The organism is Streptomyces sp. NPDC002825 (assembly GCF_040295385.1).
Lineage (GTDB): Bacteria > Actinomycetota > Actinomycetes > Streptomycetales > Streptomycetaceae > Streptomyces.
Genome location: NZ_JBEOVH010000017.1, coordinates 51,707 through 76,402, shown reverse-complemented (window position 1 = coordinate 76,402; position 24,696 = coordinate 51,707). Strand labels below are relative to the sequence as shown.

At 72.3% G+C, this 24,696-nt stretch carries 19 protein-coding genes; 14 read left to right on the top strand and 5 right to left on the bottom strand.

Translation table 11 applies throughout. The features are described from left to right. Positions 1-29: 29 nt before the first annotated feature. Positions 30-2,000 carry an ATP-dependent DNA helicase gene (locus tag ABT041_RS22235; protein ID WP_351186995.1) on the top strand — a complete coding sequence of 657 codons (1,971 nt, stop codon included), beginning with the start codon at positions 30-32 and terminating at the stop codon, positions 1,998-2,000. Positions 2,001-2,073: 73 nt separating this feature from the next. Here the strand turns inward: ABT041_RS22235 and lexA are convergent, their stop codons facing one another. Beyond that, positions 2,074-2,862, bottom strand: coding sequence for a transcriptional repressor LexA (gene lexA, locus ABT041_RS22230; RefSeq protein WP_015036661.1), 789 nt, complete (start codon positions 2,860-2,862; stop codon positions 2,074-2,076). Between the two features lie 437 nt (positions 2,863-3,299). Here lexA and nrdR point away from each other — a divergent pair, with 437 nt between their 5' ends. Then, on the top strand, positions 3,300-3,809 hold the full coding sequence (gene nrdR / locus ABT041_RS22225) for a transcriptional regulator NrdR (protein WP_351186993.1): 510 nt from the start codon (positions 3,300-3,302) through the stop codon (positions 3,807-3,809). Between the two features lie 173 nt (positions 3,810-3,982). Next, positions 3,983-6,877, top strand: coding sequence for a vitamin B12-dependent ribonucleotide reductase (locus ABT041_RS22220; protein WP_351186991.1), 2,895 nt, complete (start codon positions 3,983-3,985; stop codon positions 6,875-6,877). Between the two features lie 117 nt (positions 6,878-6,994). Here ABT041_RS22220 and ABT041_RS22215 read toward each other — a convergent pair whose 3' ends face one another. Further along, the gene (locus tag ABT041_RS22215) at positions 6,995-7,525 is read right to left on the bottom strand and encodes a TerD family protein (protein ID WP_351186989.1); all 531 of its coding nucleotides are present in this window, start codon (positions 7,523-7,525) and stop codon (positions 6,995-6,997) included. 101 nt (positions 7,526-7,626) lie between these two features. On the opposite strand from ABT041_RS22215, the gene ABT041_RS22210 reads away from it, so the two are divergent. The 4 genes from ABT041_RS22210 (at position 7,627) to ABT041_RS22195 (ending at position 10,809) form a co-directional block, all read left to right on the top strand. Further along, positions 7,627-8,499 carry an arylamine N-acetyltransferase family protein gene (locus ABT041_RS22210; protein ID WP_351186987.1) on the top strand — a complete coding sequence of 291 codons (873 nt, stop codon included), beginning with the start codon at positions 7,627-7,629 and terminating at the stop codon, positions 8,497-8,499. Between the two features lie 42 nt (positions 8,500-8,541). Continuing rightward, positions 8,542-9,147 (top strand): YdbC family protein, encoded by a 606-nt coding sequence (locus ABT041_RS22205; protein ID WP_351186985.1) that lies wholly within the window; start codon positions 8,542-8,544, stop codon positions 9,145-9,147. Between the two features lie 84 nt (positions 9,148-9,231). Further along, positions 9,232-9,891, top strand: coding sequence for a histidine phosphatase family protein (locus ABT041_RS22200; protein ID WP_351186983.1), 660 nt, complete (start codon positions 9,232-9,234; stop codon positions 9,889-9,891). Positions 9,892-9,903: 12 nt separating this feature from the next. After that, entirely contained in the window at positions 9,904-10,809 is a 906-nt protein-coding gene (locus tag ABT041_RS22195; RefSeq protein WP_351186981.1) for an ADP-ribosylglycohydrolase family protein, read from the top strand. 223 nt (positions 10,810-11,032) lie between these two features. Here the strand turns inward: ABT041_RS22195 and ABT041_RS22190 are convergent, their stop codons facing one another. Further along, a complete protein-coding gene (locus tag ABT041_RS22190) occupies positions 11,033-12,571 on the bottom strand; it encodes an MFS transporter (RefSeq protein ID WP_351186979.1) in 1,539 nt (512 codons plus the stop codon). A 147-nt stretch (positions 12,572-12,718) separates the two neighbouring features. Here ABT041_RS22190 and ABT041_RS22185 point away from each other — a divergent pair, with 147 nt between their 5' ends. The 3 genes from ABT041_RS22185 to ABT041_RS22175 all read left to right on the top strand — a co-directional run bounded on the left by ABT041_RS22185 (position 12,719) and on the right by ABT041_RS22175 (position 14,936). After that, a complete protein-coding gene (locus tag ABT041_RS22185) occupies positions 12,719-13,336 on the top strand; it encodes a TetR/AcrR family transcriptional regulator (protein ID WP_351186977.1) in 618 nt (205 codons plus the stop codon). A 153-nt stretch (positions 13,337-13,489) separates the two neighbouring features. Then, a complete protein-coding gene (rnhB, locus tag ABT041_RS22180) occupies positions 13,490-14,200 on the top strand; it encodes a ribonuclease HII (RefSeq protein WP_351186975.1) in 711 nt (236 codons plus the stop codon). A 109-nt stretch (positions 14,201-14,309) separates the two neighbouring features. After that, complete coding sequence (locus ABT041_RS22175) at positions 14,310-14,936, top strand: hypothetical protein (RefSeq protein WP_351186973.1); 627 nt, start codon at positions 14,310-14,312, stop codon at positions 14,934-14,936. Between the two features lie 60 nt (positions 14,937-14,996). On the opposite strand, the gene ABT041_RS22170 is transcribed toward ABT041_RS22175, so the two are convergent. Beyond that, positions 14,997-15,626, bottom strand: a complete 630-nt coding sequence (locus ABT041_RS22170) for a hypothetical protein (RefSeq protein WP_351186971.1) — start codon at positions 15,624-15,626, stop codon at positions 14,997-14,999. 228 nt (positions 15,627-15,854) lie between these two features. Further along, the gene (locus ABT041_RS22165; RefSeq protein ID WP_351186969.1) at positions 15,855-18,038 is read right to left on the bottom strand and encodes a RecQ family ATP-dependent DNA helicase; all 2,184 of its coding nucleotides are present in this window, start codon (positions 18,036-18,038) and stop codon (positions 15,855-15,857) included. Between the two features lie 141 nt (positions 18,039-18,179). On the opposite strand from ABT041_RS22165, the gene ABT041_RS22160 reads away from it, so the two are divergent. From ABT041_RS22160 to ABT041_RS22145, 4 genes are all read left to right on the top strand, one after another. Further along, positions 18,180-19,640, top strand: a complete 1,461-nt coding sequence (locus tag ABT041_RS22160; protein WP_351186967.1) for a DUF4192 domain-containing protein — start codon at positions 18,180-18,182, stop codon at positions 19,638-19,640. A gap of 115 nt (positions 19,641-19,755) precedes the next feature. Beyond that, a complete protein-coding gene (locus tag ABT041_RS22155; RefSeq protein WP_351186965.1) occupies positions 19,756-21,831 on the top strand; it encodes an amylo-alpha-1,6-glucosidase in 2,076 nt (691 codons plus the stop codon). Between the two features lie 109 nt (positions 21,832-21,940). Next, the gene (locus tag ABT041_RS22150) at positions 21,941-22,711 is read left to right on the top strand and encodes an NUDIX hydrolase (protein WP_351186963.1); all 771 of its coding nucleotides are present in this window, start codon (positions 21,941-21,943) and stop codon (positions 22,709-22,711) included. A gap of 122 nt (positions 22,712-22,833) precedes the next feature. Then, a complete protein-coding gene (locus ABT041_RS22145) occupies positions 22,834-24,636 on the top strand; it encodes an ATP-binding cassette domain-containing protein (protein WP_351186961.1) in 1,803 nt (600 codons plus the stop codon). The last annotated feature ends 60 nt before the right edge of the window (positions 24,637-24,696 follow it).

Genomic DNA, 24,696 nt, shown 5'->3' with positions numbered 1-24,696 from the left:
TCAGTGCCGCCCCGTAGGGTGGAAGGGCTATGACGAAGCCATCCCTCCCCGACCTCCTCCACGCCGCCGTATCCGCCGTCGGCGGCACGGAGCGGCCCGGCCAGGTCGCCATGGCCGAGGCCGTGGCCGAGGCCATCGACGACAACTCCCACCTCCTCGTCCAGGCCGGCACCGGCACGGGCAAGTCGCTCGGCTACCTCGTGCCGGCGCTCGCCCAGGGCGAGCGGGTGGTGGTGGCCACGGCCACCCTGGCGCTCCAGCGCCAGCTCGTCGAGCGCGACCTTCCCCGGACGGTCGACGCACTGCATCCGCAGCTGCGCCGCCGGCCGCAGTTCGCCATGCTCAAGGGCCGGTCGAACTACCTCTGTCTGCACCGGCTCCACGAAGGTGTCCCGCAGGACGAGGAGGACGGCCTCTTCGACCCCTTCGAGGCGGCCGCTCCCACGAGCAAGCTGGGCCAGGACCTGCTGCGGCTCCGGGACTGGTCGGACGAGACGGAGACCGGCGACCGGGACGACCTGACGCCCGGCGTCTCCGACAAGGCCTGGGCCCAGGTATCGGTCTCCTCCCGGGAATGCCTCGGCGCGAGCAAGTGCGCGTACGGGCCGGAGTGCTTCGCCGAGGCGGCACGCGAGCGCGCCAAGCTCGCGGACGTCGTCGTCACCAACCACGCCCTCCTCGCCATCGACGCCATCGAGGGCGCCCCGGTGCTCCCGCAGCACGAGGTGCTGATCGTGGACGAGGCCCATGAGCTGGTCTCGCGGGTCACGGGTGTGGCCACCGGCGAGCTCACGCCGGGCCAGGTCAACCGGGCCGTGCGCCGTGCCGCGAAGCTCGTGGACGAGAAGACGGCCGACCAGCTCCAGACCGCAGCGGAGGGCTTCGAGCGGGTCATGGAGCTGGCGCTTCCGGGCCGCCTTGAGGAGATCCCGGAGGACCTGGCGTACGCGCTGATGGCGCTGCGGGACGCGGCCCGCGCCGTGATCACGGCGCTGGGCAACACCCGGGACCGGGCCGTGCAGGACGAGGACGCGGTGCGCAAGCAGGCCATGGCCTCGGTGGAGACCGTGCACGGCGTGGCGGAGCGGATCACCCACGGTTCCGAGTACGACGTCGTCTGGTACGAGCGTCACGACCGGTTCGGCGCCTCGCTGCGGGTCGCGCCGCTGACCGTCTCGGGCCTGCTGCGCGAGAAGCTCTTCGCGGAGCGGTCCGTGGTGCTCGCCTCGGCGACGCTCAAGCTCGGCGGCGACTTCAACGGGGTGGGGGCCTCGCTCGGACTGGCCCCCGAGGGCACCAAGGGCGACGACCTCCCCGTCTGGAAGGGCATCGACGTCGGCTCCCCGTTCGACTACCCGAAGCAGGGCATCCTCTACGTCGCCAAGCACCTCTCGCGCCCCGCGCGCGACGGGGAGCGGGGAGACATGCTCGACGAGCTCACCGAACTGATGCAGGCGGCCGGCGGGCGGACCCTCGGTCTCTTCTCCTCCATGCGTGCCGCACAGCAGGCGGCGGAGGAGCTGCGGGCGCGGATCCCGGAGCTGCCGATCCTGCTCCAGGGCGAGGACACGCTGGGCGAGCTGATCAAGAACTTCGCGGCCGACCCCAAGACCTGTCTCTTCGGGACGCTGTCCTTGTGGCAGGGCGTGGACGTCCCCGGGCCCAGCTGTCAGCTGGTCGTCATGGACAAGATTCCGTTCCCCCGCCCGGACGACCCGCTGATGAGCGCACGGCAGAAGGCCGTCGAGGAGGCCGGCGGGAACGGCTTCATGGCGGTCGCGGCGACCCACGCGGCCCTGCTGATGGCCCAGGGCGCGGGCCGACTCGTCCGGGCCACCGGTGACCGGGGTGTCGTCGCGGTCCTCGATCCCCGGTTGGCCACGGCCCGCTACGGCAGTTATCTGAAGGCCTCGCTGCCCGACTTCTGGTACACGACGGACCGCAACCAGGTGCGGAAATCGCTCGCGGCCATCGACGCCGCCTCGAGGACGGCTGGCTAGCGGGTCGGGACACGGCAGGGCCCCGGGACCGGCGCAGTGGGTCCCGGGGCCCGGTCAGAGCCGGCGGGGAGTGTCACACCCGCCGGAGCACCGCGACGACCTTGCCGAGGATGGTGGCCTCGTCGCCGGGGATCGGCTGGTACGCCGCGTTGTGCGGGAGCAGCCAGACGTGGCCGTCCTCGCGCTTGAAGCGCTTGACGGTGGCCTCGCCGTCGAGCATCGCGGCGACGATGTCGCCGTTCTCCGCGACGGGCTGACGGCGGACGGTGACCCAGTCGCCGTCACAGATGGCGGCCTCGATCATCGAGTCGCCGACGACCTTCAGGACGAACAGCTCTCCGTCGCCGACCAGCTGGCGGGGGAGGGGGAAGACGTCCTCGACGGACTCCTCGGCCAGGATCGGGCCACCGGCCGCGATCCGGCCGACCAGCGGCACGTACGAAGCGGCCGGCTTGCCGGTGGTGTCCGTCGGCTGGGTGCTCGGCTGGTCGGAGCCGCGGACCTCGTAGGCGCGGGGCCGGTGCGGGTCGCGGCGGAGGAAGCCCTTGCGCTCGAGCGCCATGAGCTGATGTGCGACCGAGGAGGTGCTGGAGAGGCCGACCGCCTGCCCGATCTCCCGCATCGACGGCGGGTAGCCGCGCCGCTGGACCGAGTCGCGGATGACTTCGATGACCCTGCGCTGCCGGTCGGTGAGTCCGGAGCTGTCGGCGCGGATGCCTGGAGGTCGCCCGGGGAGGGCGCGGGCGGGTCGCCCGGGCTCCTCGCCGTTCATGCTTGCGTCATTCATGGCGTGCACCGGCTCGAGTCGGCCCTGGGAGCGGTCCTGGGCGGTGATGGTGGCACTGTCTGCGGTGGTGGTCACGTCGTCGGCCCCTCTCGAATGGTCTCCCTGGCTGGCACAACGGTAGTGGCTTTCGAAAGGTTGCGCCAAACACACGTTCGAGTGAAAATTCGCAGATTGCCTTACGCGCGTATGTGCGGGGGTGTATGAGCCCGCTCACTCCGCCGTCCCAAATCGGTCGTTACGGTAGCCTTCGCCGCTGGGTCGCGAGCGACCGGTGCACCGTCCCAGTGTCGCACCCGGAGGCGTGGATCCGCGGGAGCGCCCGGGCTGCGACACGCGGAGGGGCCGTTAGTGTCCCCAACCCAAGATCTAGTGGTTGGATGGCATCGGCCACCCAGGGGTAGTGGTCCCCGGTCTGCCGGGGGTGCCCCTATCGCCTATGCTGGTGGTCGCTTCGCAGGGCCTTGACGGGCCGGCGAGGCTCGTCAGTCGTGCCGTGAGGAGGGTCGGAACCAATGCACTGTCCCTTCTGCAGGCACCCCGACAGCCGTGTCGTCGACAGTCGCACCACCGACGACGGGACGTCGATCCGACGCCGCCGCCAGTGCCCCGACTGCTCCCGTCGTTTCACGACGGTGGAGACCTGCTCGCTCATGGTGGTGAAGCGCTCCGGCGTCACCGAACCCTTCAGTCGTAACAAGGTCATCTCCGGCGTGCGCAAGGCGTGCCAGGGGCGACCGGTCACCGAGGACGCCCTCGCCAAGCTCGGCCAGCGGGTCGAGGAGGCGGTGCGCGCCACCGGAAGTGCCGAGCTGACCACCCACGACGTGGGTCTGGCCATCCTCGGCCCCCTGCAGGAGCTCGACCTCGTCGCGTACCTGCGCTTCGCGTCCGTGTACAAGGCTTTCGACAGCCTCGAAGACTTCGAGGCCGCCATCGCGGAGCTCCGCGTGCGGCCTCCCGCTGAGAACCGCGGGACCGGTGCGACCCCTGAGGTCCCCGTTCCCGCCACCGCCGCCGACTGATCGGCGGACCGGGCCGTTCGACGGCCCGGCGACCGGCCGCCGTGCGGCCCGGCAGACGTGCCCCGGGCGACCCCTGTGGTCCCTGTGGCAGCAGTACAGAACGACGTACAGAAGACGGTGCCCTGGGACTATCTGGGTGCCAAAGTGTGTTTTGCCCGTATATGGGAGGCGGCATGACAGAGACGGCGAGCGGCCCGGCACGTGGTTCCCGCACCAAGGGAGCCAAGTCGGCGAGCAAGGGCCTGCGCATCGAGCGCATCCACACCACCCCCGGCGTGCATCCGTACGACGAGGTGGCCTGGGAGCGCCGTGACGTCGTCATGACCAACTGGCGCGACGGCTCGATCAACTTCGAGCAGCGTGGCGTCGAGTTCCCCGACTTCTGGTCGGTGAACGCGGTCAACATCGTCACCAGCAAGTACTTCCGCGGTGCCGTCGGCACTCCGCAGCGCGAGACCGGTCTCAAGCAGCTCATCGACCGGATCGTGAAGACGTACACGAAGGCCGGCGAGGACCACGGCTACTTCGCCTCGCCCGCCGACGCCGAGATCTTCGAGCACGAGCTGGCCTACGCCCTCCTGCACCAGATCTTCAGCTTCAACTCGCCGGTCTGGTTCAACGTCGGCACGCCGCAGCCCCAGCAGGTCTCCGCCTGCTTCATCCTGTCCGTCGACGACTCCATGGAGTCCATCCTCGACTGGTACAAGGAAGAGGGCATGATCTTCAAGGGCGGCTCCGGCGCCGGCCTGAACCTCTCCCGTATCCGCTCCTCCAAGGAGCTGCTCTCCTCCGGCGGCAACGCCTCCGGCCCGGTCTCCTTCATGCGCGGCGCCGACGCCTCCGCGGGAACGATCAAGTCGGGCGGCGCGACCCGTCGCGCGGCCAAGATGGTCATCCTCGACGTCGACCACCCCGACATCGAGGACTTCATCGAGACCAAGGTCAAGGAGGAGGAGAAGATCCGCGCCCTCCGTGACGCGGGCTTCGACATGGACCTGGGCGGCGACGACATCACGTCCGTCCAGTACCAGAACGCCAACAACTCCGTCCGCGTGAACGACACGTTCATGAAGGCCGTCGAGTCCGGCGGGAAGTTCGGCCTCACCTCGCGCATGACCGGCGAGGTCATCGAGGAGGTCGACGCCAAGGCGCTCTTCCGCAAGATGGCCGAGGCCGCGTGGGCCTGTGCCGACCCGGGCATCCAGTACGACGACACGATCAACCACTGGCACACCTGCCCCGAGTCCGGCCGCATCAACGGCTCGAACCCGTGCAGCGAGTACATGCACCTGGACAACACGTCCTGCAACCTCGCCTCGCTGAACCTGATGAAGTTCCTCAAGGACGACGGCAAGGGCAACCAGTCCTTCGACGTCGAGCGCTTCGCCAAGGTCGTCGAGCTCGTCATCACCGCGATGGACATCTCCATCTGCTTCGCCGACTTCCCCACCCAGAAGATCGGCGAGAACACCCGCGCCTTCCGCCAGCTCGGCATCGGCTACGCCAACCTCGGCGCCCTGCTGATGGCGACCGGCCACGCGTACGACTCCGACGGCGGCCGCGCCCTCGCCGGCGCCATCACCTCCCTGATGACCGGCACCTCGTACAAGCGCTCCGCCGAGCTTGCCGCGGTCGTCGGCCCCTACGACGGCTACGCCCTCAACGCCCAGCCGCACCAGCGCGTGATGCAGCAGCACGCCGACGAGAACACCAAGGCCGTCCGCATGGACGACCTGGACTCGCCGATCTGGGCCGCCGCCACGGAGGCCTGGCAGGACGTGATCCGCCTCGGCGCCAAGAACGGCTTCCGCAACGCCCAGGCCTCGGTCATCGCCCCCACCGGCACCATCGGTCTCGCGATGTCCTGCGACACCACCGGCCTCGAGCCCGACCTCGCCCTGGTCAAGTTCAAGAAGCTCGTCGGCGGCGGCTCGATGCAGATCGTCAACGGCACCGTCCCGCAGGCCCTGCGCCGCCTGGGCTACCAGGAGGAGCAGATCGAGGCGATCGTCGCCCACATCGCCGAGCACGGCAATGTGATCGACGCCCCCGGCCTGAAGACCGAGCACTACGAGGTCTTCGACTGCGCCATGGGCGAGCGCTCCATCTCCGCGATGGGCCACGTCCGCATGATGGCCGCCATCCAGCCGTGGATCTCCGGCGCCCTCTCCAAGACCGTGAACCTGCCGGAGACGGCCACGGTCGAGGACGTCGAGGAGGTCTACTTCGAGGCCTGGAAGATGGGCGTCAAGGCGCTCGCGATCTACCGCGACAACTGCAAGGTCGGCCAGCCGCTCTCCGCGAAGAAGAAGGAGGACGAGAAGGCCGAGGTCACCGCGAAGTCCGAGGCGACGATCCGCGAGGCCGTCGAGAAGGTCGTCGAGTACCGCCCGGTCCGCAAGCGTCTGCCCAAGGGCCGCCCGGGGATCACCACCTCCTTCACCGTCGGTGGCGCCGAGGGCTACATGACCGCCAACTCCTACCCGGACGACGGTCTCGGCGAGGTCTTCCTGAAGATGTCCAAGCAGGGCTCCACCCTCGCCGGCATGATGGACGCCTTCTCCATCGCCGTCTCGGTCGGCCTGCAGTACGGCGTCCCGCTCGAGACGTACGTCTCGAAGTTCACCAACATGCGCTTCGAGCCGGCCGGCATGACGGACGACCCGGACGTGCGGATGGCGCAGTCGATCGTCGACTACATCTTCCGCCGCCTGGCGCTGGACTTCCTGCCCTTCGAGACCCGCTCCGCCCTCGGCATCCACTCGGCCGAGGAGCGCCAGCGTCACCTCGACACCGGCTCGTACGAGCAGCCCGAGGACGAGGACGTCGACGTCGAGGCGCTCGCCCAGTCCGCGCCCCGCACCCAGGAGCTGAAGGCCGTCGCGGCCCCGGCCCCGAAGGTCGAGGTCCCGGCTCCGAAGCAGGCCCACACCTCCGCGGAGCTCGTCGAGATGCAGCTCGGCATCAGCGCCGACGCTCCGCTCTGCTTCTCCTGCGGCACCAAGATGCAGCGGGCCGGTTCCTGCTACATCTGCGAGGGCTGCGGCTCGACCAGCGGCTGCAGCTGACGCCGGCCGGTGCGCCGAGCGGCCAGAGCCGCTGAGCGCACCGGACCGCCCGTCCGATCGCCTGTGAGGGGGCGCCGACCGCCGGTCGGCGCCCCTTCTCGCATGACCGGGCAGGCGTCAGGCCGCGGGGGTGCCCAGGATCGTGCCGAAGGTCTGCGGGTCGGCGTCGAAACCGCGGCTGATCGACCGGTACGACCAGCCGTCCGCGCCGTCGCGGGTGAATTCGACGACCGTCGCCGAGCGGGCCCCGGGGACGTCCGCGAAGTCGTGGGTCAGCAGGTCGGTGTACCCCTCGCGGACCCGTATGCCCGTGTTCGCTATGTCGCCGAAGGTCAGCCGCCCGCCTCCCTGCTGGATGGCGACGCCCACCACCACGCGCGCGTACCGCGCGTCCAGCCGGTCCAGCTCCAGGGTCATGGCCTCGTCGTAGCCGAAGCCCTGCCCCGTACGACTGTCGCGGTGGAGGGTGATCGTGCCGTCCGGGGAGCGGCTGCCGAAGTGCACCAGATGGGCGGGCGCGCCGTACGGATCGTCCGTACGGAAGACCCCGGCGACGATGTCCAGGTCGTGGGCCGGCGCGCCGGCCGGGGCGGGGTCCCACTTGAGCGTGACCTCGACGCGAGCCACCCCTTTGTTGAGTCCGCTCATGGTGCTTCCCCTCTCCGCGCACGCCCCCGCGCACGCCCTCGCCTCGTACCGTCGACCCGTTCAAAAGCCCGTGGTCGTGGGCCGATTACTCATGGTGTCATGTGCCTACGACAGAGGACCCGGCGCTTGAGGGGGAGAGCGGTTTGTGGAGCGGTGACGAGCTGGATCTCGACGCATATCTGGCTCGAATCGAATACGACAGAGAGAGGGACGGTGAACTCGTCCCCGACGTCAGGACCTTGACGGCCCTTCACCGGGCGCACGTTTCGGCCATTCCGTTCGAGAACCTCGACGTCGCGCTCGAAAGGAACGTGCCCCTGGACCTGAAGAGCCTTCAGGGCAAGCTCGTCGAGCGGCGCCGGGGCGGCTACTGCTACGAGCAGAACTCCCTCTTCGCGGCGGTCCTCGAACGGATCGGCTTCCGGGTGGCCGGCCGCGGCGCCCGCAACCGCTCGCGGGGTGCGGCGCTGCCGCCGGTCACCCACGCGCTCCTCGTGGTCACGGTCGACGGCGAACAGTGGCTCGCCGACGTCGGGTTCGGCTGGCAGGGGCCGCTCGAACCCGTGCCGCTGCGGGACGGCGCGCGCGTGGAGCAGGGCGGCTGGACCTTCGGGATCGGTGTCGAGGACGAGGGCATCCATGTGCTGCGCTCGCTGCGGCCGGAGGGCTGGACCGACCTGTACGCCTTCTCGCCGCAGGCCCTCTACCCCGGCGACTTCACCGTCATGAACCACTACAGCTCCAGCCACCCGCAGTCGCGATTCCTCGGCCAGGTCGTGGCGCAGCGGCCGGGCGCGGACGTGCGCAAGGCGCTGGTGCGCGAGCGCCTCTCCATGACGCGCACGGACGGATCCGCCGAGGAACGGACCGTGGGGGTGGCCGAGTTGGCTGCGACACTGGAGGCCGAGTTCGGGATCGAACTGGACGACGAGGAGCGCGCCGGTCTGGAGCGCGTGCACGCGGCGGGACTCTGACAGGGTCTGCCGGGGCGCTCTCCGGCCCCGTACGATGGCGCGGTGCTGGTCAAGTGGATTCGCTGCACCGTGGTGGACCGTCGAGGGTTCGAGCGGGGACAGCGGAAATGGGCGGGGCTGCTCGGTGAGCCGGGATTCCGGGGCCAGGGCGGCGGGTGGAGCCGGGGGCGCCCGGACGTCGCCCACATCTTCGCGTTCTGGGAGAGCCGGGCCTTCTACGACTCGTTCATGGCGCGGTCGCACGACCGGCTGGCGGCCTCCCAGGCGGGCACGTTCAAGGACATCCAGGTCAAGCTCTTCGACCACCGCTTCGACGTGAAGACGGGGTTCGAGCCGCGGTTCGCCGACGCCGACGTGGCGCGGGTGGCGCACTGCCGGGTCCACGAGGACCGCGCCGAGCACTTCGCGCTCATGCAGGAGAAGGTGTGGAACCCGGCCATGGCCGGGTCTCCCGGCATGCTGCGGGGCCTGTTCGGCGAGGCCCCCGGCAGCGAGTTCCTGGTGCTCTCCCTGTGGCAGTCCGCCGCCGAGCACGGAAAATACCGGGTCGAGCGCGTGGAGCGGCTCGGGCTGCGGGCCCGTACCGCGGCCGACGTGGCCGCGCTCAACGGGGACGTCGTGCAGCTCGAACCGTCCTGGACGGTCTGAGCCTCCCCCCGGCACGTACCCCGGATGGGCTCCGGGCGCCCCCTCGGCTGAGCCTGCCGCAGAGGGGCGATCTAGGGTCGGGGTATGGCACGACCGCGGCGCATAGTTCTCGTACGGCACGGAGAGTCCGAGGGCAATGTCGATGACACGGTGTACGAACGCGAGCCCGACCACGCCCTGAGGCTGACCGCGACCGGCCGGCGGCAGGCCGAGGCCACGGGGGAGCGGCTGCGGGAGCTCTTCGGGCACGAGCCGGTCAGCGTGTACGTCTCGCCCTACCGCCGCACCCATGAGACCCTCCGGGCCTTCCGGCTCCCCGCGGGGCAGGTACGGGTACGGGAGGAGCCCAGGCTGCGGGAGCAGGACTGGGGCAACTGGCAGGAGCGGGAGGACGTGCGCCTGCAGAAGGCGTACCGGGACGCGTACGGGCACTTCTTCTACCGCTTCGCGCAGGGCGAGTCCGGTGCCGACGTCTACGACCGCGTCGGCGCCTTCCTGGAGAGCCTGTACCGCAGCTTCGAGGCGCCCGACCATCCGCCCAACGTCCTGCTCGTCACCCATGGGCTGACCATGCGGCTGTTCTGCATGCGCTGGTTCCACTGGACCGTCGCGGACTTCGAGTCGCTGTCGAACCCCGGCAACGCCGAGACCCGCATGCTCCTGCTCGGGGAGGACGGCCGCTACCGCCTGGACAGGCCGTTCGAACGCTGGCGTACCCCGGAACCGTACGGCCCCACCGGATAGAGTGGCAGACCGATGACCGCTGACTCCTCACCCGACCGGCGCTTCGATCGCGCCCTGGCCAGCCTGCGCGGGCTGTCCGTGGGAGACGCCCTGGGCTCCCAGTTCTTCGTACCCGCCCACTACCCCCTGCTGAAGCGGCGCGAGCTGCCCGCCGGCCCCTGGCAGTGGACCGACGACACCGAGATGGCCTGCTCCGTCCTGGCCGTCCTCGCCCGCCACCACCGGATCGACCAGGACGCCCTGGCCCTGTCCTTCGCGGAGCACCACGACTTCGACCGGGGCTACGGCCCTGCGGTCAACCGGATGCTCCGGCTCATCCGGGAGGGCGGCGACTGGCGGGAACTCGCCGCCGCGCTCTTCAACGGGCAGGGCTCCTGGGGCAACGGCGCCGCGATGCGGATCGCCCCGCTGGGAGCCTGGTACGCCGACGACCCCGAGCAGGCCACCCACCAGGCCGAGATCTCCGCGTACACCACCCACCAGCACCGGGAGGCCGTGGTCGGGACCATGGCCGTCGCCGCCGCGGCTGCGATCGCCGCCGACCCCGCCGGGCCGCCCACGCCCGAGGCCCTGCTCGACGGGGTCATCGCCCTGGTGCCGCGCAGCGCGGTCGGCGCGGGCCTGCGCAGGGCCCGCGACATGCTCGACTACGACGACGCGAGCACGGTCGCCGCGGTGCTCGGCAGCGGACGGCGGACCAGCGCCCACGACACGGTCCCCTTCGCGCTCTGGTCGGCCGCGCGCGGGCTCGGCGACTTCGAGCGGGTGTTCTGGACGACCGCGCAGGTCGGCGGCGACGTCGACACGACCTGCGCCATCGCCGGTGGCGTGGTCGCCGCGGCGGGCGGCGCGCCGCCGGAGGAGTGGCTGCGACAGACCGAGGAACTTCCGGGGTGGGTCCCGGACGGCACGGCCTGAAACGGCGCGATGTCCCCCGCCTCCGAATGGGGCGGGGGACATCGGTGCGATCGGGTACGCGTGCGCGTGGCTGTGGCTATTGCCCCGGGAGCTCGGGTACGCGTGCGCGTGGCCGGGCCGTCGGACCTCCGGCTTCGGGTACGTGTGCGTGGCTGTGCCCTTTGGCCCGGGGCCTCGGCCGCGGGCGTCCCCGGGCCACCGGATCCGGGGCCTCGGCGTGTCCCTAGGCCATCGGGCCCGCGGCCTCGGCGCGGCCGCTCAGTGCTTCCAGGTCGCTCTTGCGGACCCGGATCACCAGAACGGCCGTGACCAGTGCGATCAGCACCATGCCGACCGCCGCCGTGAAGGCCGAGGAGATGCCGGAGGTCAGCACCTCGTGGCCCCAGGGCGCCGGCAGCTCCTTCGCCTTCAGCGCCTCGGCCTGCTGCTCGGGCGTCGAGTGCGCGAGGAAGTCCGGCAGCTGCTTCTCGCCCTCCTCGCGGCTCGCCGTGCCGAAGACGGTGACCAGGATCGAGAGGCCGAGCGAGCCGCCGACCTGCTGGGTCGCGTTGAGGAGACCCGACGCGGCGCCCGCCTCGTGCTGGGCGATCCCGGAGACGGCCGTGAGCGTGAGCGTCACGAAGTTGAGGCCCATGCCGAAGCCGAACACGATCATCGGGCCGAGCACCCCGGTGACGTAACTGCTGTCCGAGGAGATGAACGTCAGCCAGGCGAGGCCGACGCCGGTGAGCGTCGCTCCGGTGACCATGAACGGCTTGGGGCCGAGGACCGGGAGCAGCCGCTGGGCGAGCCCCGCGCCGACGCCGATCGCCACCGTCACCGGCAGGAAGGCGAGTCCGGCCTGGACCGGGCTGTAGCCCAGGACGTTCTGCACCCAGAGCACGATGAAGAAGAACATGCCGAACATGGCGGCCGACAGGCTGAGCATGATCACGTACGTGCCCGAGCGGTTGCGGTCCGCGAACATGCGCAGCGGGGTGATCGGTTCCTTGGCGCGCGACTCCACCACGGCGAAGGCCACGAGGAGGACCACCGCGGCGGCGAAGGAGCCGATGGTCAGGCCGTCCTTCCAGCCCTTTTCGGACGCCCGGATGAAGCCGTAGACCAGCGCCGCCATGCCCAGGGTCGAGGTCGCGGCGCCCGCGATGTCGAACCGGCCCGGGTGACGCTCGGACTCGGCTATGTAGCGCGGAGTGAGGAAGGCGATCAGCAGGCCGATCGGCACGTTGACGAAGAAGACCCAGCGCCAGTCGAGCCACTCGGTGAGCGCGCCGCCGGCGAGCAGGCCGATCGCACCGCCACCGGCGGAGACCGCGGCGAACACGCCGAACGCCCGGTTGCGCTCCGGTCCTTCGGGGAACGTCGTGGTGATCAGCGCGAGCGAGGTGGGCGAGGCGATCGCGCCGCCGACGCCCTGCAGGGCCCGCGCCGCGAGCAGCTGCCAGGGCTCCTGGGCGAAGCCGCCGAGCAGCGAGGCGAACGTGAAGAGCAGGATTCCGGCCATGAACACCCGGCGGCGGCCCAGGATGTCGCCGGCGCGTCCGCCGAGGAGCAGCAGGCCGCCGAAGGTGAGCGTGTAGGCGCTCAGCACCCACGACAGGTCGGTGGTCGAGAAGGAGAGCGCGTCCTGGATGTGCGGCAGTGCGATGTTCACGATGGTGGCGTCGAGGACGACCATCAGCTGGCAGGCGGCGATGACGGTCAAGGCGATGCCCGGCCGACTGGCGGCGTGACCTGGCTCGTCCTTGGTCTGTGTGTCCACCGGAGAAGTTGTCACTATGGATCCCCCACGGAAGAATTAGTGAACGCACCCGTTCACTGTTCGCCACGGTAGTGAGTCCCCCTCAGTGAACGCAACCGTTCACTGGGCACTGCCGACGAATCGAATCGCGTCAACGGAGAGATCCTGATGGTTACTTCGCGCTCCACGGCCGCCGCCCGGCCGGAGGGGGCGGCGCTGCGACGCCGCGGGCCCGTTCTCGAGCGGGCCATCCTGGAGGCCGCGCTCGACCAGCTGGGCAGCGTCGGCTGGAGCGGCCTCACGATGGAGGGTGTCGCGGTCGGCGCGCAGACGGGCAAAGCCGCGGTGTACCGCCGGTGGCCTTCGAAGGAAGACCTCGTCGCGGACGCCCTTCAGGCCGGACTGCCGTCGCTGGACGAGGCTCCGGACACCGGTCGCGTGCGTGAGGACCTGTACGAGCTGTGCCGCCAGGTCAGGGACGTCATGTACTCCAAGCCCGGCTTCGCCCTGCGTTCCGTGCTTCACGAATGCGATGCCGAGGCAGCCGCACGCTTCCATGGGCTGATCGAGACGGGTGTGATCGAACCGTCCAAACGGCTCTTCCAGGACGTGCTGCAGCGCGGCATCACGCGCGGAGAGGTGCGGGCCGACGCGATCGACGATCTCGTCCTGGATGTCATTCCCGCCATGATGATGTACCGGTCCAAGGTGTGCGGAAGCGAATGGTCCGACGGTGAGATCGCCGATGTCATCGACCGGATCATGGTGCCGCTGCTGCGTGCCTGAGCCGGTCCGGATGGCGGGGACTGCTGAGGGGCGGTCTTTCGGCGCCGGCGGGCTGTGGGGTGGGAATCCGGACCGGATGTGACGGCCCTCCGGGCGTCTGTGGCGAATCCGGGTATCGCGGGTGGCGTCAGGCGGCGTAACCTGTCTGGCGCCATGCCGTACGAACCTCCCACCCACACCGTCGAGCGGTCGCTCCGAGCCACCACCGGCGCCAAGATCGTCGCCGGGGTCGACGAGGTCGGACGCGGAGCGTGGGCCGGCCCCGTCACGGTGTGCGCGGCCGTCACCGGCCTTCGCCGGCCCCCCGAGGGGCTCACCGACTCGAAGCTGCTCACCCCCAAGCGCCGGAACGCGCTGGCGGCGGAGCTCGAGGGTTGGGTCACCGCGTACGCGCTCGGCGATGCCTCTCCGCTGGAGATCGACGAACTCGGGATGACCGCGGCGCTGCGGCTCGCGGCCATCCGGGCCCTCGAAGGCCTTCCCGTGCGGCCCGACGCGGTGATCCTGGACGGCAAGCACGACTACCTCGGCAGCCCCTGGCAAGTCCGTACGGTGATCAAGGGCGACCAGTCCTGCATCGCCGTCGCGGCCGCCTCCGTCATCGCGAAGGTCCGGCGCGACGCCCTCATGGCGGAGCTCGAGGCCGAGGGCGCCACGTACGCGGCCTACGCCTTCGCCGCCAACGCGGGCTACCCTTCGCCGGTCCACAAGGCGGCGCTCGAAGAGCTGGGGCCCACCCCGTACCACCGACTCTCCTGGTCGTACCTGGACGCGCTGCCCCAGTGGCGCCACCTCAAAAAGGTCCGCCTCTCCGCCGAGGCGGCCGCGCTGGAGAGCGGGGGCCAACTCGGCTTCGACTTCTGAACTTCCGGTCACGGGGGCCCTGTCCGAGAGGGCCGTCCACGTGGCCGGGGTGCACATGTGTGCCCACCCGCCGGTGCTCCGCGCAGCGGCGTTTGATAAACATCCATTCATGCCTCTCATCCCCGAGGAGCCTCAGATTCACGAGAGCGCCCAGGGTCCCCGCGCCACCGCGGCCGCCGGCCGCCCCGCGTCGACCCCCCGTCCCGTACCCGGCCCGCGTTCCGCGGCCTCTCCGCGTCCCGGACGCCCCGGTCCCGGCCCGGCCAGGCCCACGGCACCGATGCCGCACCCCGGTGCCGGACAGTCTCCGGCCACGTCCGCGGAGAATCGTTCCGACCGGCGATCCACTCCGCAGCTCCAGCTGATCCCGGCCCCGGTCGACGGCGCGCTCGACGCCGCCGAGGAGGCCCTGGACCTGCTCCTCGAGAGCGGGCGGGCGCCCGGCGAGATCCTGGTGCTCACCACCGGTGACCCGCACCCGTGGGCGGCCCACGAGCTGTCCTTCGGTGAGGCCGCCTACTGGGCCCAACAGGACAGCGGCGACGACGTGTTCTTCGCGGACGCGGCGGCCGTGGAGCGGGCCGCCGCCCGCCCCGTGGTGATCGTCGCGGTCAACGGCGGTGACGAGGAGTCGGCCGCCCGGGCCCTCCCGTCGGCGATGACCCGCGCGGGGGCGCTGCTCGTCGTCTGCGGTGACCCGCAGCGCATCACCGCGCTCCTGGGCGCCGGCGTCTGACCGACCGCCCCTCCGCCGGACCCCATGGGGCCCGGCGGGGGCCCGGCGCGGTCCGTGCGATCAGCGTGCGGCCGCTCGGCGCAGGGGTTCGGTCGCGCCGCTCGCGGTTCTCGGTGCGAGCAGGCCCAGTTCGGCCGGCCCGTCGCCCAGCGGCAGGGGAAGCGAGTCGGAGCTCGGCCGCCGGCCTCCCCGGCCCTCGCCGAGCACCTGCCAGCCTCCGCCGGTCAGCGTGATGTACGCGCCGCAGCGGAGCCCGTGCAGGGTGCAGGCGTCCCGGAGCCCCCACATCCAGGCTCCGTCCTCCTCCGTCCAGCGCTCGTCGCCCTCGCGGCAGTACAGCAGAACCGCGGTCCGCACGGGCGCGCGTCTGCGGAGGTCATGGGGAATGACCCGGCGCAGATGCGCGAGGAGCGCGTTGCGGAACTCCCAGCCGTCCGCCGCGACGGGGCGGCGCACGAACGAGGCGCTGGCGGCGAGCCGTTCCTCGTGGTCCAGGACGGCGATGACCGCCGTCGAGGGCGTGGGCGCGTGCCGTGAGTGAAGGCCGCTGACGACCTCACGAGGGTTGCGCAGCAGGGGAATTCCCGCCGCGGCCCACTCGGAGGGTTCGAGCATCCGAGCGAGGCGGCTGGCGGACTGGGACGACGATCTGAGCGAGGCGGCTGTGGGCGGAGCGAATCCGAGGGTCACGGTCCTCCCTTCGGATACGCGCCCGCTGGGCGGGCAAGGTCGGGTGAGGGCGCACCACGGCACAGTCCTTCCGGACCGCTGACGGGCCGTGCGGGGCGGTTTCCCAATTCTTGCGGGCCCGTGCGCGAGCGGCAACGAGCAATTGAGACCGCTGACGGGATTGAGTCGGTATGCCACTCATATCCCTGCCCAGTTGCCCATTGTTCACTCCCCGTTCTCCCTCCTGTCTCACCCCTGGACGGCGAGCACCAGCGGAAACACGCCCTCCGCTCCGGCCCGTCGCAGCAGCCGCGCCGACACCGCCAACGTCCAGCCGGTGTCGGAGAAGTCGTCCACGAGGAGAACCGGCCCACCCGCCCCCGCCAGCCGCCCGGCCAGCTCCGGAGGGACCGTCAGAGTCCGCTGCAGACCGACGACCCGCTGGGCGCTGTTCGTCCGCGAGAGCCGGAGATCCTCCGCCTCCGGCGCGTACTCCACCACGCCCAGGAAGGGCATCCTGCCGATCTCGGCGATCCGCTGCCCGAGCGAACCCACCAGACGCGGCTTCCGGTGGGAGGCGACCGTCACCACACCGGCGGGCCGGGCCGGCGCGTCCGGCGCACCGGAGGCCCAACCCCCGGGTCCCTTCGCCCAGTCCGCCAGCACGTGCACCACCGCCTGCACGACATCGTCCGGCACGGGCCCGTCCGGAGTGCCGTCGGCCAGCAGCGGACGCAGCCGGTTGCCCCAGCCGATGTCCGAGAGCCGCCCCAGGGCCCGGCCGCCGAACGACTGCTCCCCGGGCGGGATACGGCCCTTCAGGTCGACCCCGACCGCGGCGAGCCCGGTGGGCCACATCTTCCGGGGCTCGACCTCCACGCCGGGCCGCCCCAGCTCGCCCTTGGCCGTGTCCAGCGCCGTCTCGGACACCTTCGGATCGAACCTGATCCCCGCGCAGTTGTCGCAGCGGCCGCACGGCGCGGCCTCCTCGTCGTCCAACTGGCGCCGCAGGAACTCCATCCGGCACCCGGTGGCCGCCGCGTAGTCGCGCATCGCCTGCTGCTCGGCGGCCCGCTGCCGGGCCACCCAGGCGTACCGCTCGGTGTCGTACACCCAGGGCTGTCCGGTGCTCTCCCAGCCGCCCTTCACCCGGTGCACGGCGCCGTCCACGTCGAGGACCTTGAGCATGGTCTCGAGACGCGTCCTGCGCAGCTCGACCAGCGGTTCGAGCGCGGGCAGGGACAGGGGCCGGCCGGCCTGCGCGAGCACGTCGAGGGTGCGGCGCACCTGCTCCTCGGGCGGGAAGGCCACCGAGGCGAAGTAGCGCCAGATCGCCTCGTCCTCCTGGCCGGGCAGCAGCAGCACCTCCGCGTGCTCCACCCCTCGCCCGGCCCGGCCCACCTGCTGGTAGTACGCGATGGGGGAGGACGGCGACCCGAGGTGCACGACGAAACCCAGGTCCGGCTTGTCGAAGCCCATGCCGAGGGCCGAGGTCGCCACGAGCGCCTTGACCCGGTTGGCCTGCAGATCGTCCTCCGCCTGCTGCCGGTCGGCGTTCTCCGTGCGGCCGGTGTAGGAGGACACGATGTGCCCGCACTGGCGCAGGTAGGCGGTGACCTCGTCGGCCGCGGCGACCGTCAGGGTGTAGATGATGCCGGAGCCGGGCAGCTCGCCCAGGTGGTCGGCGAGCCAGGCCAGGCGGTGTGCCGCGTCCGGCAGCCGGACCACGCCGAGGCTCAGGCTCTCCCGGTCGAGGGGCCCGCGCAGGACGAGGGCGTCCGTGCCCGCGCCCGTGCCGAGCTGCTCGGCCACGTCCGCCGTCACCCGGGCGTTCGCCGTCGCGGTGGTGGCCAGCACCGGAACGCCGGAGGGCAGGTCGGCCAGCATCGTCCGCAGCCGGCGGTAGTCGGGCCGGAAGTCGTGGCCCCAGTCCGAGATGCAGTGCGCCTCGTCGACCACGAGCAGCCCGGTGGCGGCGGCCAGCCGGGGCAGGACCTGATCGCGGAAGTCGGGATTGTTGAGCCGTTCCGGGCTCACCAGGAGCACGTCCACCTCGCCGGCGGCGACTTCCTCCTGGACCGTCTCCCACTCCTCGGTGTTCGACGAGTTGATCGTCCGGGCGCGGATGCCCGCCCGGGCCGCCGCCTCCACCTGGTTGCGCATGAGCGCGAGCAGCGGGGAGACGATCACGGTCGGCCCGCTGCCGCGCTCGCGCAGCAGCGAAGTCGCCACGAAGTAGACGGCCGACTTGCCCCAGCCGGTTCGCTGCACCACCAGGGCCCGGCGCCGGTCGGCGACCAGGGCCTCGATGGCCCGCCACTGGTCCTCGCGCAGTCTGGCCCTGCCCGTCGGGTCGGAGACGAGACGGGCGAGCACGGCGTCGGCGGCGGCTCGGAGGGCGGCGCGGTCTTCCAGCGGGGCTGCTTGGGTCATGCCTCCATGCAACCCGATGCCTCGGACATCGCGCGAATGAGAGAGCGAACCTGTGGACAACTCGAGGTCCGGCGGATGCCCCGTTCCGGGAGTTATCCACAGGGGTTTCGGATTTCGGGAGATCGCGAGACCGTCCTGACCATGAACGCGAATCACCACGAATCCAATGGACTCTCCCGTGCCCAGCGCATCACCCTGCGCGGCCCCGCGGAGCTGGCCGACGCCCTGCCGTTCGTGCTGGGCTTCCATCCCACGGACTCCGTCGTCCTGGTCGCCCTCCACGGGGAGCACGGCCGCTTCGGAGGCCGGGTCAGGCTCGGAATCCCGCGCTCGCCACGGGAGTGGGCGTCCACCGCGGACCACCTCGCCGAATGCCTCGTCGAGGGAGGCGCCCGGTCCGGCGACCGGCCGGACGGCATCGTCGTCTTCCTCTGCCAGGACCCCGCTCCCGGCGAGACGGGCCGCAGGGTCATGGAGCGGCTGAAGCCCTTCGCGCAGCGACTGCGGACCGCCTGCGGCGCCCTCGACATCCCCGTCTACGAGGCCCTGTGCATCACCGACGGTCTCTACTTCTCGTACTGCTGCCCCGACCAGCGCTGCTGCCCGCCCGACGGAACCCCACTCGCGCTCAGCGGCACCTCGGTGATGGCGGCGGCCGCCACCTACGCCGGAGTGCAGGTACGAGGCTCCCTGCGGGACATGGAGAACCGGCTGAAGCCGCGCGGCGGGCCCGCGGACGAGGAGCAGCGGGCCGCTCTCGACACGGCTGCCGCCTCGATCGTCCCCCGGATCATCGACGGGGCCGAAGAAAAGGGACGTGAGGAGCTGCGCGAAGGGACACTGCGACTCGCCCGCGAGGTCCTCCGTCGGTTCGTGAACCCGAAGAGGCAGGAGAACGCGGGGCGCCCCGAGGGAACGAGGGGCAGGGCCGGTGCGGCGGGTGCGCCGGGCACGGCCAGTCGGGTGCGGCAGATCGCCCCCGGACGGCCCGCCGGCTCCACGGCCGCGGACGACGCCGCGGACGACGCCCTGATCACCGTCGACGAGGCCGCCGCTCTCGTCCTCGGCCTGCAGGACCGGGTCACCCGGGACCGCGCCGCCGAGTGGATGGAGGGCTGGGAGGGGAGCGCCGCGCTCAGGCTCTGGCGCGTCCTGTCCAGGCGCTGCGTCCCGCCCTACCAGGAGCATGCCGCCGCGCCCCTCACCCTCGCGGGCTGGACGGCCTGGTCCACGGGCGACGAGCCCAGCGCCCGGGTCGCCCTCGGACTCGCCCTCGACGCCGATCCGGAGTACGTCTTCGCCCGGCTGCTGCACCAGGCGTGCAACGAAGGACTCGACCCCGAGTCGCTCCGCTCCTGCCTGCGGAGCGAGAGGGACGCCCGGGCCGCTGCGGAGCAGGAGACTCCGCCGCCCTCCCGGCGGGTCCGCATGCGGGCCGGCCGCCGGCCGGGCACCCCGCCGAGCCTCAGGAAGCCGGGGCACCGGAGCGGGAGCGAGCGCCGGGCGACCGCCGGAGTCCGCCCCGGCGGGGCCGCCACCGGGAGGCCGACGAGCGGCTCTCCGCGGCCTGGCGGGCAGCGCGGCTCCAGGAGTGGCCGATGACGACCGTGACCCGGCCGCACGTGAGCGCGTTCAGCTCTCTGGCGGAGTCGCACGGACCGTCCCGCCGACACACCGCCGGCCGCCCGGTTCGCACAGAGAGCACCCCGTACCCGCCATGGCTCCCAGCCCCGTCCCGGCCCCCGGCCGCCCCACCACCCAGTCGTCCGGACCCGCCTCCGGACACACGTCCGGCGCCGGCATCGCGCTCCCACGCGCGACGCGGCCCGCGGAACTCCCCTCGGTGCACGGAGCCCTCGTCTGCGTGGCCCTGCCCGCCCTCGCCGTCTCCGCCGAGCACGGGCAGCTCACCGGAGAAGGACCCGAGGGGGTGTACGAGGCGGGGCGAAGGCTCCTGTCCCGCTGCGTCCTGCGGGTGGCGGGACGCGAACCCGTCGCGCTCCAGGGCCGCATGGCGGCCGCCGACCGGGCGGTGTTCCTCGGTGTCCTCCGTGTCCCGGGGGACGCCGGACCCGACCCGGCCCTCGCGGTCGAACGCACCCGGAGCGCCGACGGCACCGAACGGATCATCCTGCGCAGCGCCGCGACCCGACCCCTCCGGCTCCCCGTGGAGGTCGCTCTGGGGACGGATCTCGCGGACCTGGGCACGGTGGCGTCCGGGAGGACCGGTCCCGAACTCGCCGCGAGCGTCCACGGCACCGGGCTGCGGTGGACCGGCGCCGACGGCCGATCCGTCTCCGTCACGGCGGACCCACCGCCCATGGACTCCCTGGCGGCGGCGGGAGTACTGCGCTGGGAGGCCGAACTGGCGCCAGGAGCGGTCTTCACCCTCCGGCTGCGCGTGCGAGGGGAGTCGGCCGCCCGGCCCACAGCCTCCACGGGTGCCGGTTCCGGACGGCCGGGAGGCCACCTCCTCGCCGAGGCCCGCGCCGAGGGCGACGACCCGCGGCCCGGAGAGCTGCTCCGCGTCTGCGTCGAGGACCTGCGGGCCCTGCTCCAGCGCGACCCGGCCCACCCCGCGGACGTGTACCTCGCGGCGGGCGTCCCCTGGCGGTGTGGACCGGTCACCTCCGAGGCGCTCTGGGCGGCCCGTATGTCCCTGCCTCTCGGCACCCGGCTCGCCGCCACCACCCTGCGCTCCTTCGGACGCACCCAACTCTCCGCCGGCGGACCCGAGTCCGGCCGCCTCCAAGGACCCCTCAGAGACGCCGGCCCGCACCTCCCGCCCCGCTGCACGGGCATCGAAGCCACCCTCGCCTTTCCCGCCGTGCTCGCCGAGGCCCGCCGCTGGGGGCTTCCCGCCGCGGACCAGGAGGAGCTGCTGCCCGTCGCGGAGCGCTGCCTCGACTGGCTCCGCCGTACGGCCGGCCGGAGCGGTTTCGTGCCGGATCCGGGGCCCGCCGGGCCCTGGCGGGCCGAGACCCAGGCGCATGCCCACCGTGCCGCCCTGCTCGGTGCCGACCTCCTCGACGACTGCGGGCGGCCCGGAGGAGACGCCCTGCGCGACGCGGCCGGAACCCTGCGCGAGCGGTTCCGGCGGGAATTCTGGCTCGACGACCCGGCGGGCGGCCGCCCCGCCGTCGCCCGCGCACCGGACGGCCGGACCTGGCCCCAGCTGGGCGGCTGGGCCGCGCACCTGCTCGACACCGGGCTGCTCGGCGGCGGCCGGTACGCTCCGGGCCTCCTGGACAGGACGCAGACCGAACAGGTGGCCAGGCTGCTCGGCACCCCGGCGCTCGACTCCGGCTGGGGGCTGCGCAGCCTCGCCACCAAGGAGCCGGGCCACAATCCCTTCGGGCACCGGGCCGGAGCGGTCAGGGTGCACGAGACCGCGGTCGCCGTGGCGGGTCTCGCCTCCACCGGTTACGAAAAGGAGGCGGCCTCGCTGCTGAGGGGGCTGCTCGACGCGGCGGAGGCCTTCGCCCACCGGCTCCCCGAGATGTACGCGGGAGAACAGCGCACGACGGGCGGACGTCCGGTGCCGCACCCGGCGGCCTGCCGGCCGGCGGCCGTCGCGGCCGGCGGAGCGGTCCAGGCGCTTCTCGCCCTCGCGGGCGTCCGGCCCGACGTGCCGGGCGGCTCCGTGTCGGTGCACCCGCTGTCCTCGGCCCCGCTCGGCGCGATCCGCCTGTCGGGGCTCGTGGTCGCCGGCGAACCCTTCGCCGTGCGGGTCGGCAGGCTGGGTCTCGGTATGGTCGAGGAGGCCGCAGTGGGCCTTCAACTGGGGGTGTGACGAGATGCCGGGCACAGAGACGAGGGAAGCCTCACGACCTGGTGAGGAAGTCATGGCCGATGCCTCCGCGAGGCGTGTTTATCGTCAGGAAGACGACTATGATCGCGGCATGCCTCCCTACGACCCGTCGGCCTTTCCTCCCTTCGCCGTGACCGTCGACCTGGTAGTGCTCACCGTGCGACGCCACGCGCTGTGCACCCTGGTCGTGCGACGAGGAGAGTCGCCGTACCAGGGGCGTTGGGCGCTGCCCGGCGGCTTCGTACGGGCGGAGGAGGACCTGGGAGCGGCGGCGGCGCGCGAGCTGGTCGAGGAGACCGGTCTCTGTGCCCACGATCCGGCCGCCCCGCCGCCCGTGCCGAGCAACGGCGCGCACCTGGAACAGCTGGCGACGTACGGGGCGCCCGACCGCGACCCGCGCATGCGCGTGGTGAGCGTCGCGCACCTCGCGCTGGCGCCGGACCTTCCCGCGCCGCGCGCCGGCGGCGACGCCAACAGCGCCCGCTGGGCCCCGGTCGAGGAGCTCCTCGGCGAGGACGAGGCCGCAGCGGCCGAGGACGGCGGGCCGGGGGCGCTCGCCTTCGACCACGCCCGGATCCTCGCGGACGGGGTGGAGCGCGCCCGCTCCAAGATCGAGTACTCCTCGCTGGCCACGGCCTTCTGCCCGCCGGAGTTCACGGTCGGCGAGCTGCGGCGCGTCTACGAGGCGGTCTGGGGAGTCTCCCTCGACCCGCGCAACTTCCACCGCAAAGTGACCGGCACGCCCGGCTTCCTGGTCCCGGCCGGAGGCACCACGACCCGTCAGGGAGGGCGTCCCGCACAGCTCTTCCGGGCAGGTGGGGCCACTCTTCTCAACCCGCCGATGCTGCGCCCCGAGGTCTGAGGGCCGTGCGCAACCGGCGCCCTGGGGCGCCGACCATGCACTGAAAGTCCGAAATGTAGCGTTATCTTGCTGCGGTAGCGCCGCCCTGCCGCGGAGCGGTGTCACCTACCGCGAGAGAAGCGATGCTCCAGGCAATCGGACTGACCAGCACTCCCCGCCGCGATCGCCCGCCCGCCGTGGACGATCTGACCTTCGAGGCACGGCCGGGTGCCGTGACCGCTCTCCTCGGCCCCCGGGGGGCCGGCAAGACCACCGCACTCCGGCTCATGCTCGAACTCGAGCCGGGCCGTGGGATCACCTACTTCCGCGGCCGGCCGCTGCACCGCGTCGCCCACCCCCCTCGCGAGGTCGGTGTGCTCCTCGGCGACGTCCCCGGGCACCCCTCCCGCACCCTTCGGGGTCAGCTCCGGATGCTCTGCGCCGCCACGGGAGTTCCCGCCTCACGCGCCGAGGAACTGGTGCGGACCGTGGGTCTCACCGGCCTGGAGCACCGGCGGATCGGCACCCTGCCCATCGGCGCGGACCGTCGACTCGGTCTCGCCTCGGCCCTGTTGGGCGACCCCCACACCCTGCTCCTCGACGAGCCGGCCGCGGGTCTCTCCGTACCCGAGAGCGGGTGGCTGTACGAGCTGCTGCGGGCGCACGCCGCCGAGGGGGGTACCGTGCTGTACACCACGGAGGACCCCAAGGACGCGGCCCGCAACGCCGACCGCGTCGTCACCCTCGAGGGCGGTCGGCTCGTCGCGGACCAGGACGCCGTCGAGTTCGCCCGCACCCGTCTGCGTCCCCGGGTCGTCGTCCGCACGCCGCACGCCGCGCGCCTGGCCGCGGCCGTGACCCAGGAGGCCAGGGCCGCGCGCCGGGCCGTCGAGGTGGTCGCCGAGGACGGCAACCGGCTCTCCGTCTACGGCAGCGACTGCGCGGCCGTCGGCGACACCGCCTTCCGGCACGGCGTGCCGGTCCACCGGCTCACCGAGGAGAGGGGAGGCGAGGGCGGCGCCGGTGCCGGTCGTGGCCGTGCTGCTGCCGGGCAGGCGCGGCGTACCCAGGAAGGCGAGGGGCCCGCGAAGCCCGGGGGTGCTGCCGGGCCGGCGTCCGGAGCCAACGGGCGGGAGGCGTCGGTCAGCCGGCGAGGCGTCGCTCGGAGGCCCGTGCGCTCGCCCCTTCGACCGCTGCGCTACGAGCTCCACCGGCTCCTGGGCGTGCCGTCCACCCCGCTCGTCGTGGCCGGCGTCCTGCTCGCCTCCGTGGCGCTCGCCCTGCTCCTCGGCCGGTCCGGCCGGGCCGAGCTGCCCGCCGTCCTCGCCGGCTGGCCCGCGATCTCCCCGCTGCCGCCCGCGGCCGTCGGCGCCGGGCTGGTCGGAGCGTTCTCCTTCGGCGAGGAGTACCGCTATCCCGCGCTCACCTCGGGGCGCGGAGCCGTGCCCCGCAGGCCGGGTCTGCTGCTCGCCAAACTCGCCGTCGCCGCGGTCGTCGCCCTCGCGCTCGGGGTGCTCGTGGTGGTGGTCGACCTGGAGGTGCTGCGGTTCGTCTACGGCGGCGAGTTGGTTCCCGTACCGAGGAACTGGCCTACCCTCTCGGCGAGTTGGCTCGGTCTTGTGGTCGGCTGCGCGTGGGCCGGGGTGCTCGGTGCGGGAGTGTTCCGGGCCGCCGCGGCCGGAGTGGCGGCGGTGCTCGCGGTGCCGATCGCCTTCGTTCCGCTGCTGCAGAAGGTGCTGACCGGGCCGTCGGTGCGCTCGGCGGCCGGACTTCCCGCGCGACTGCGCGAGTTCGCCGGTCCGCAGTGGACGCCCGCCCTGGACCGGTGGCTGGCGGGGGCGCTGAAGGTGGTCGGCCAGCCCGCCGGGGTGGCGCTCTCGCTGACGTTGACCGGTCTGCTCTGCGCCTATGTGTTCACCGGCCTTCGCCGTAGGGCCCGTTGGTGATCATTTGTGGACCGAAAGGTTCCGGTTAGCCGTCAACTCGCTTGAAATGTGCCGCATATG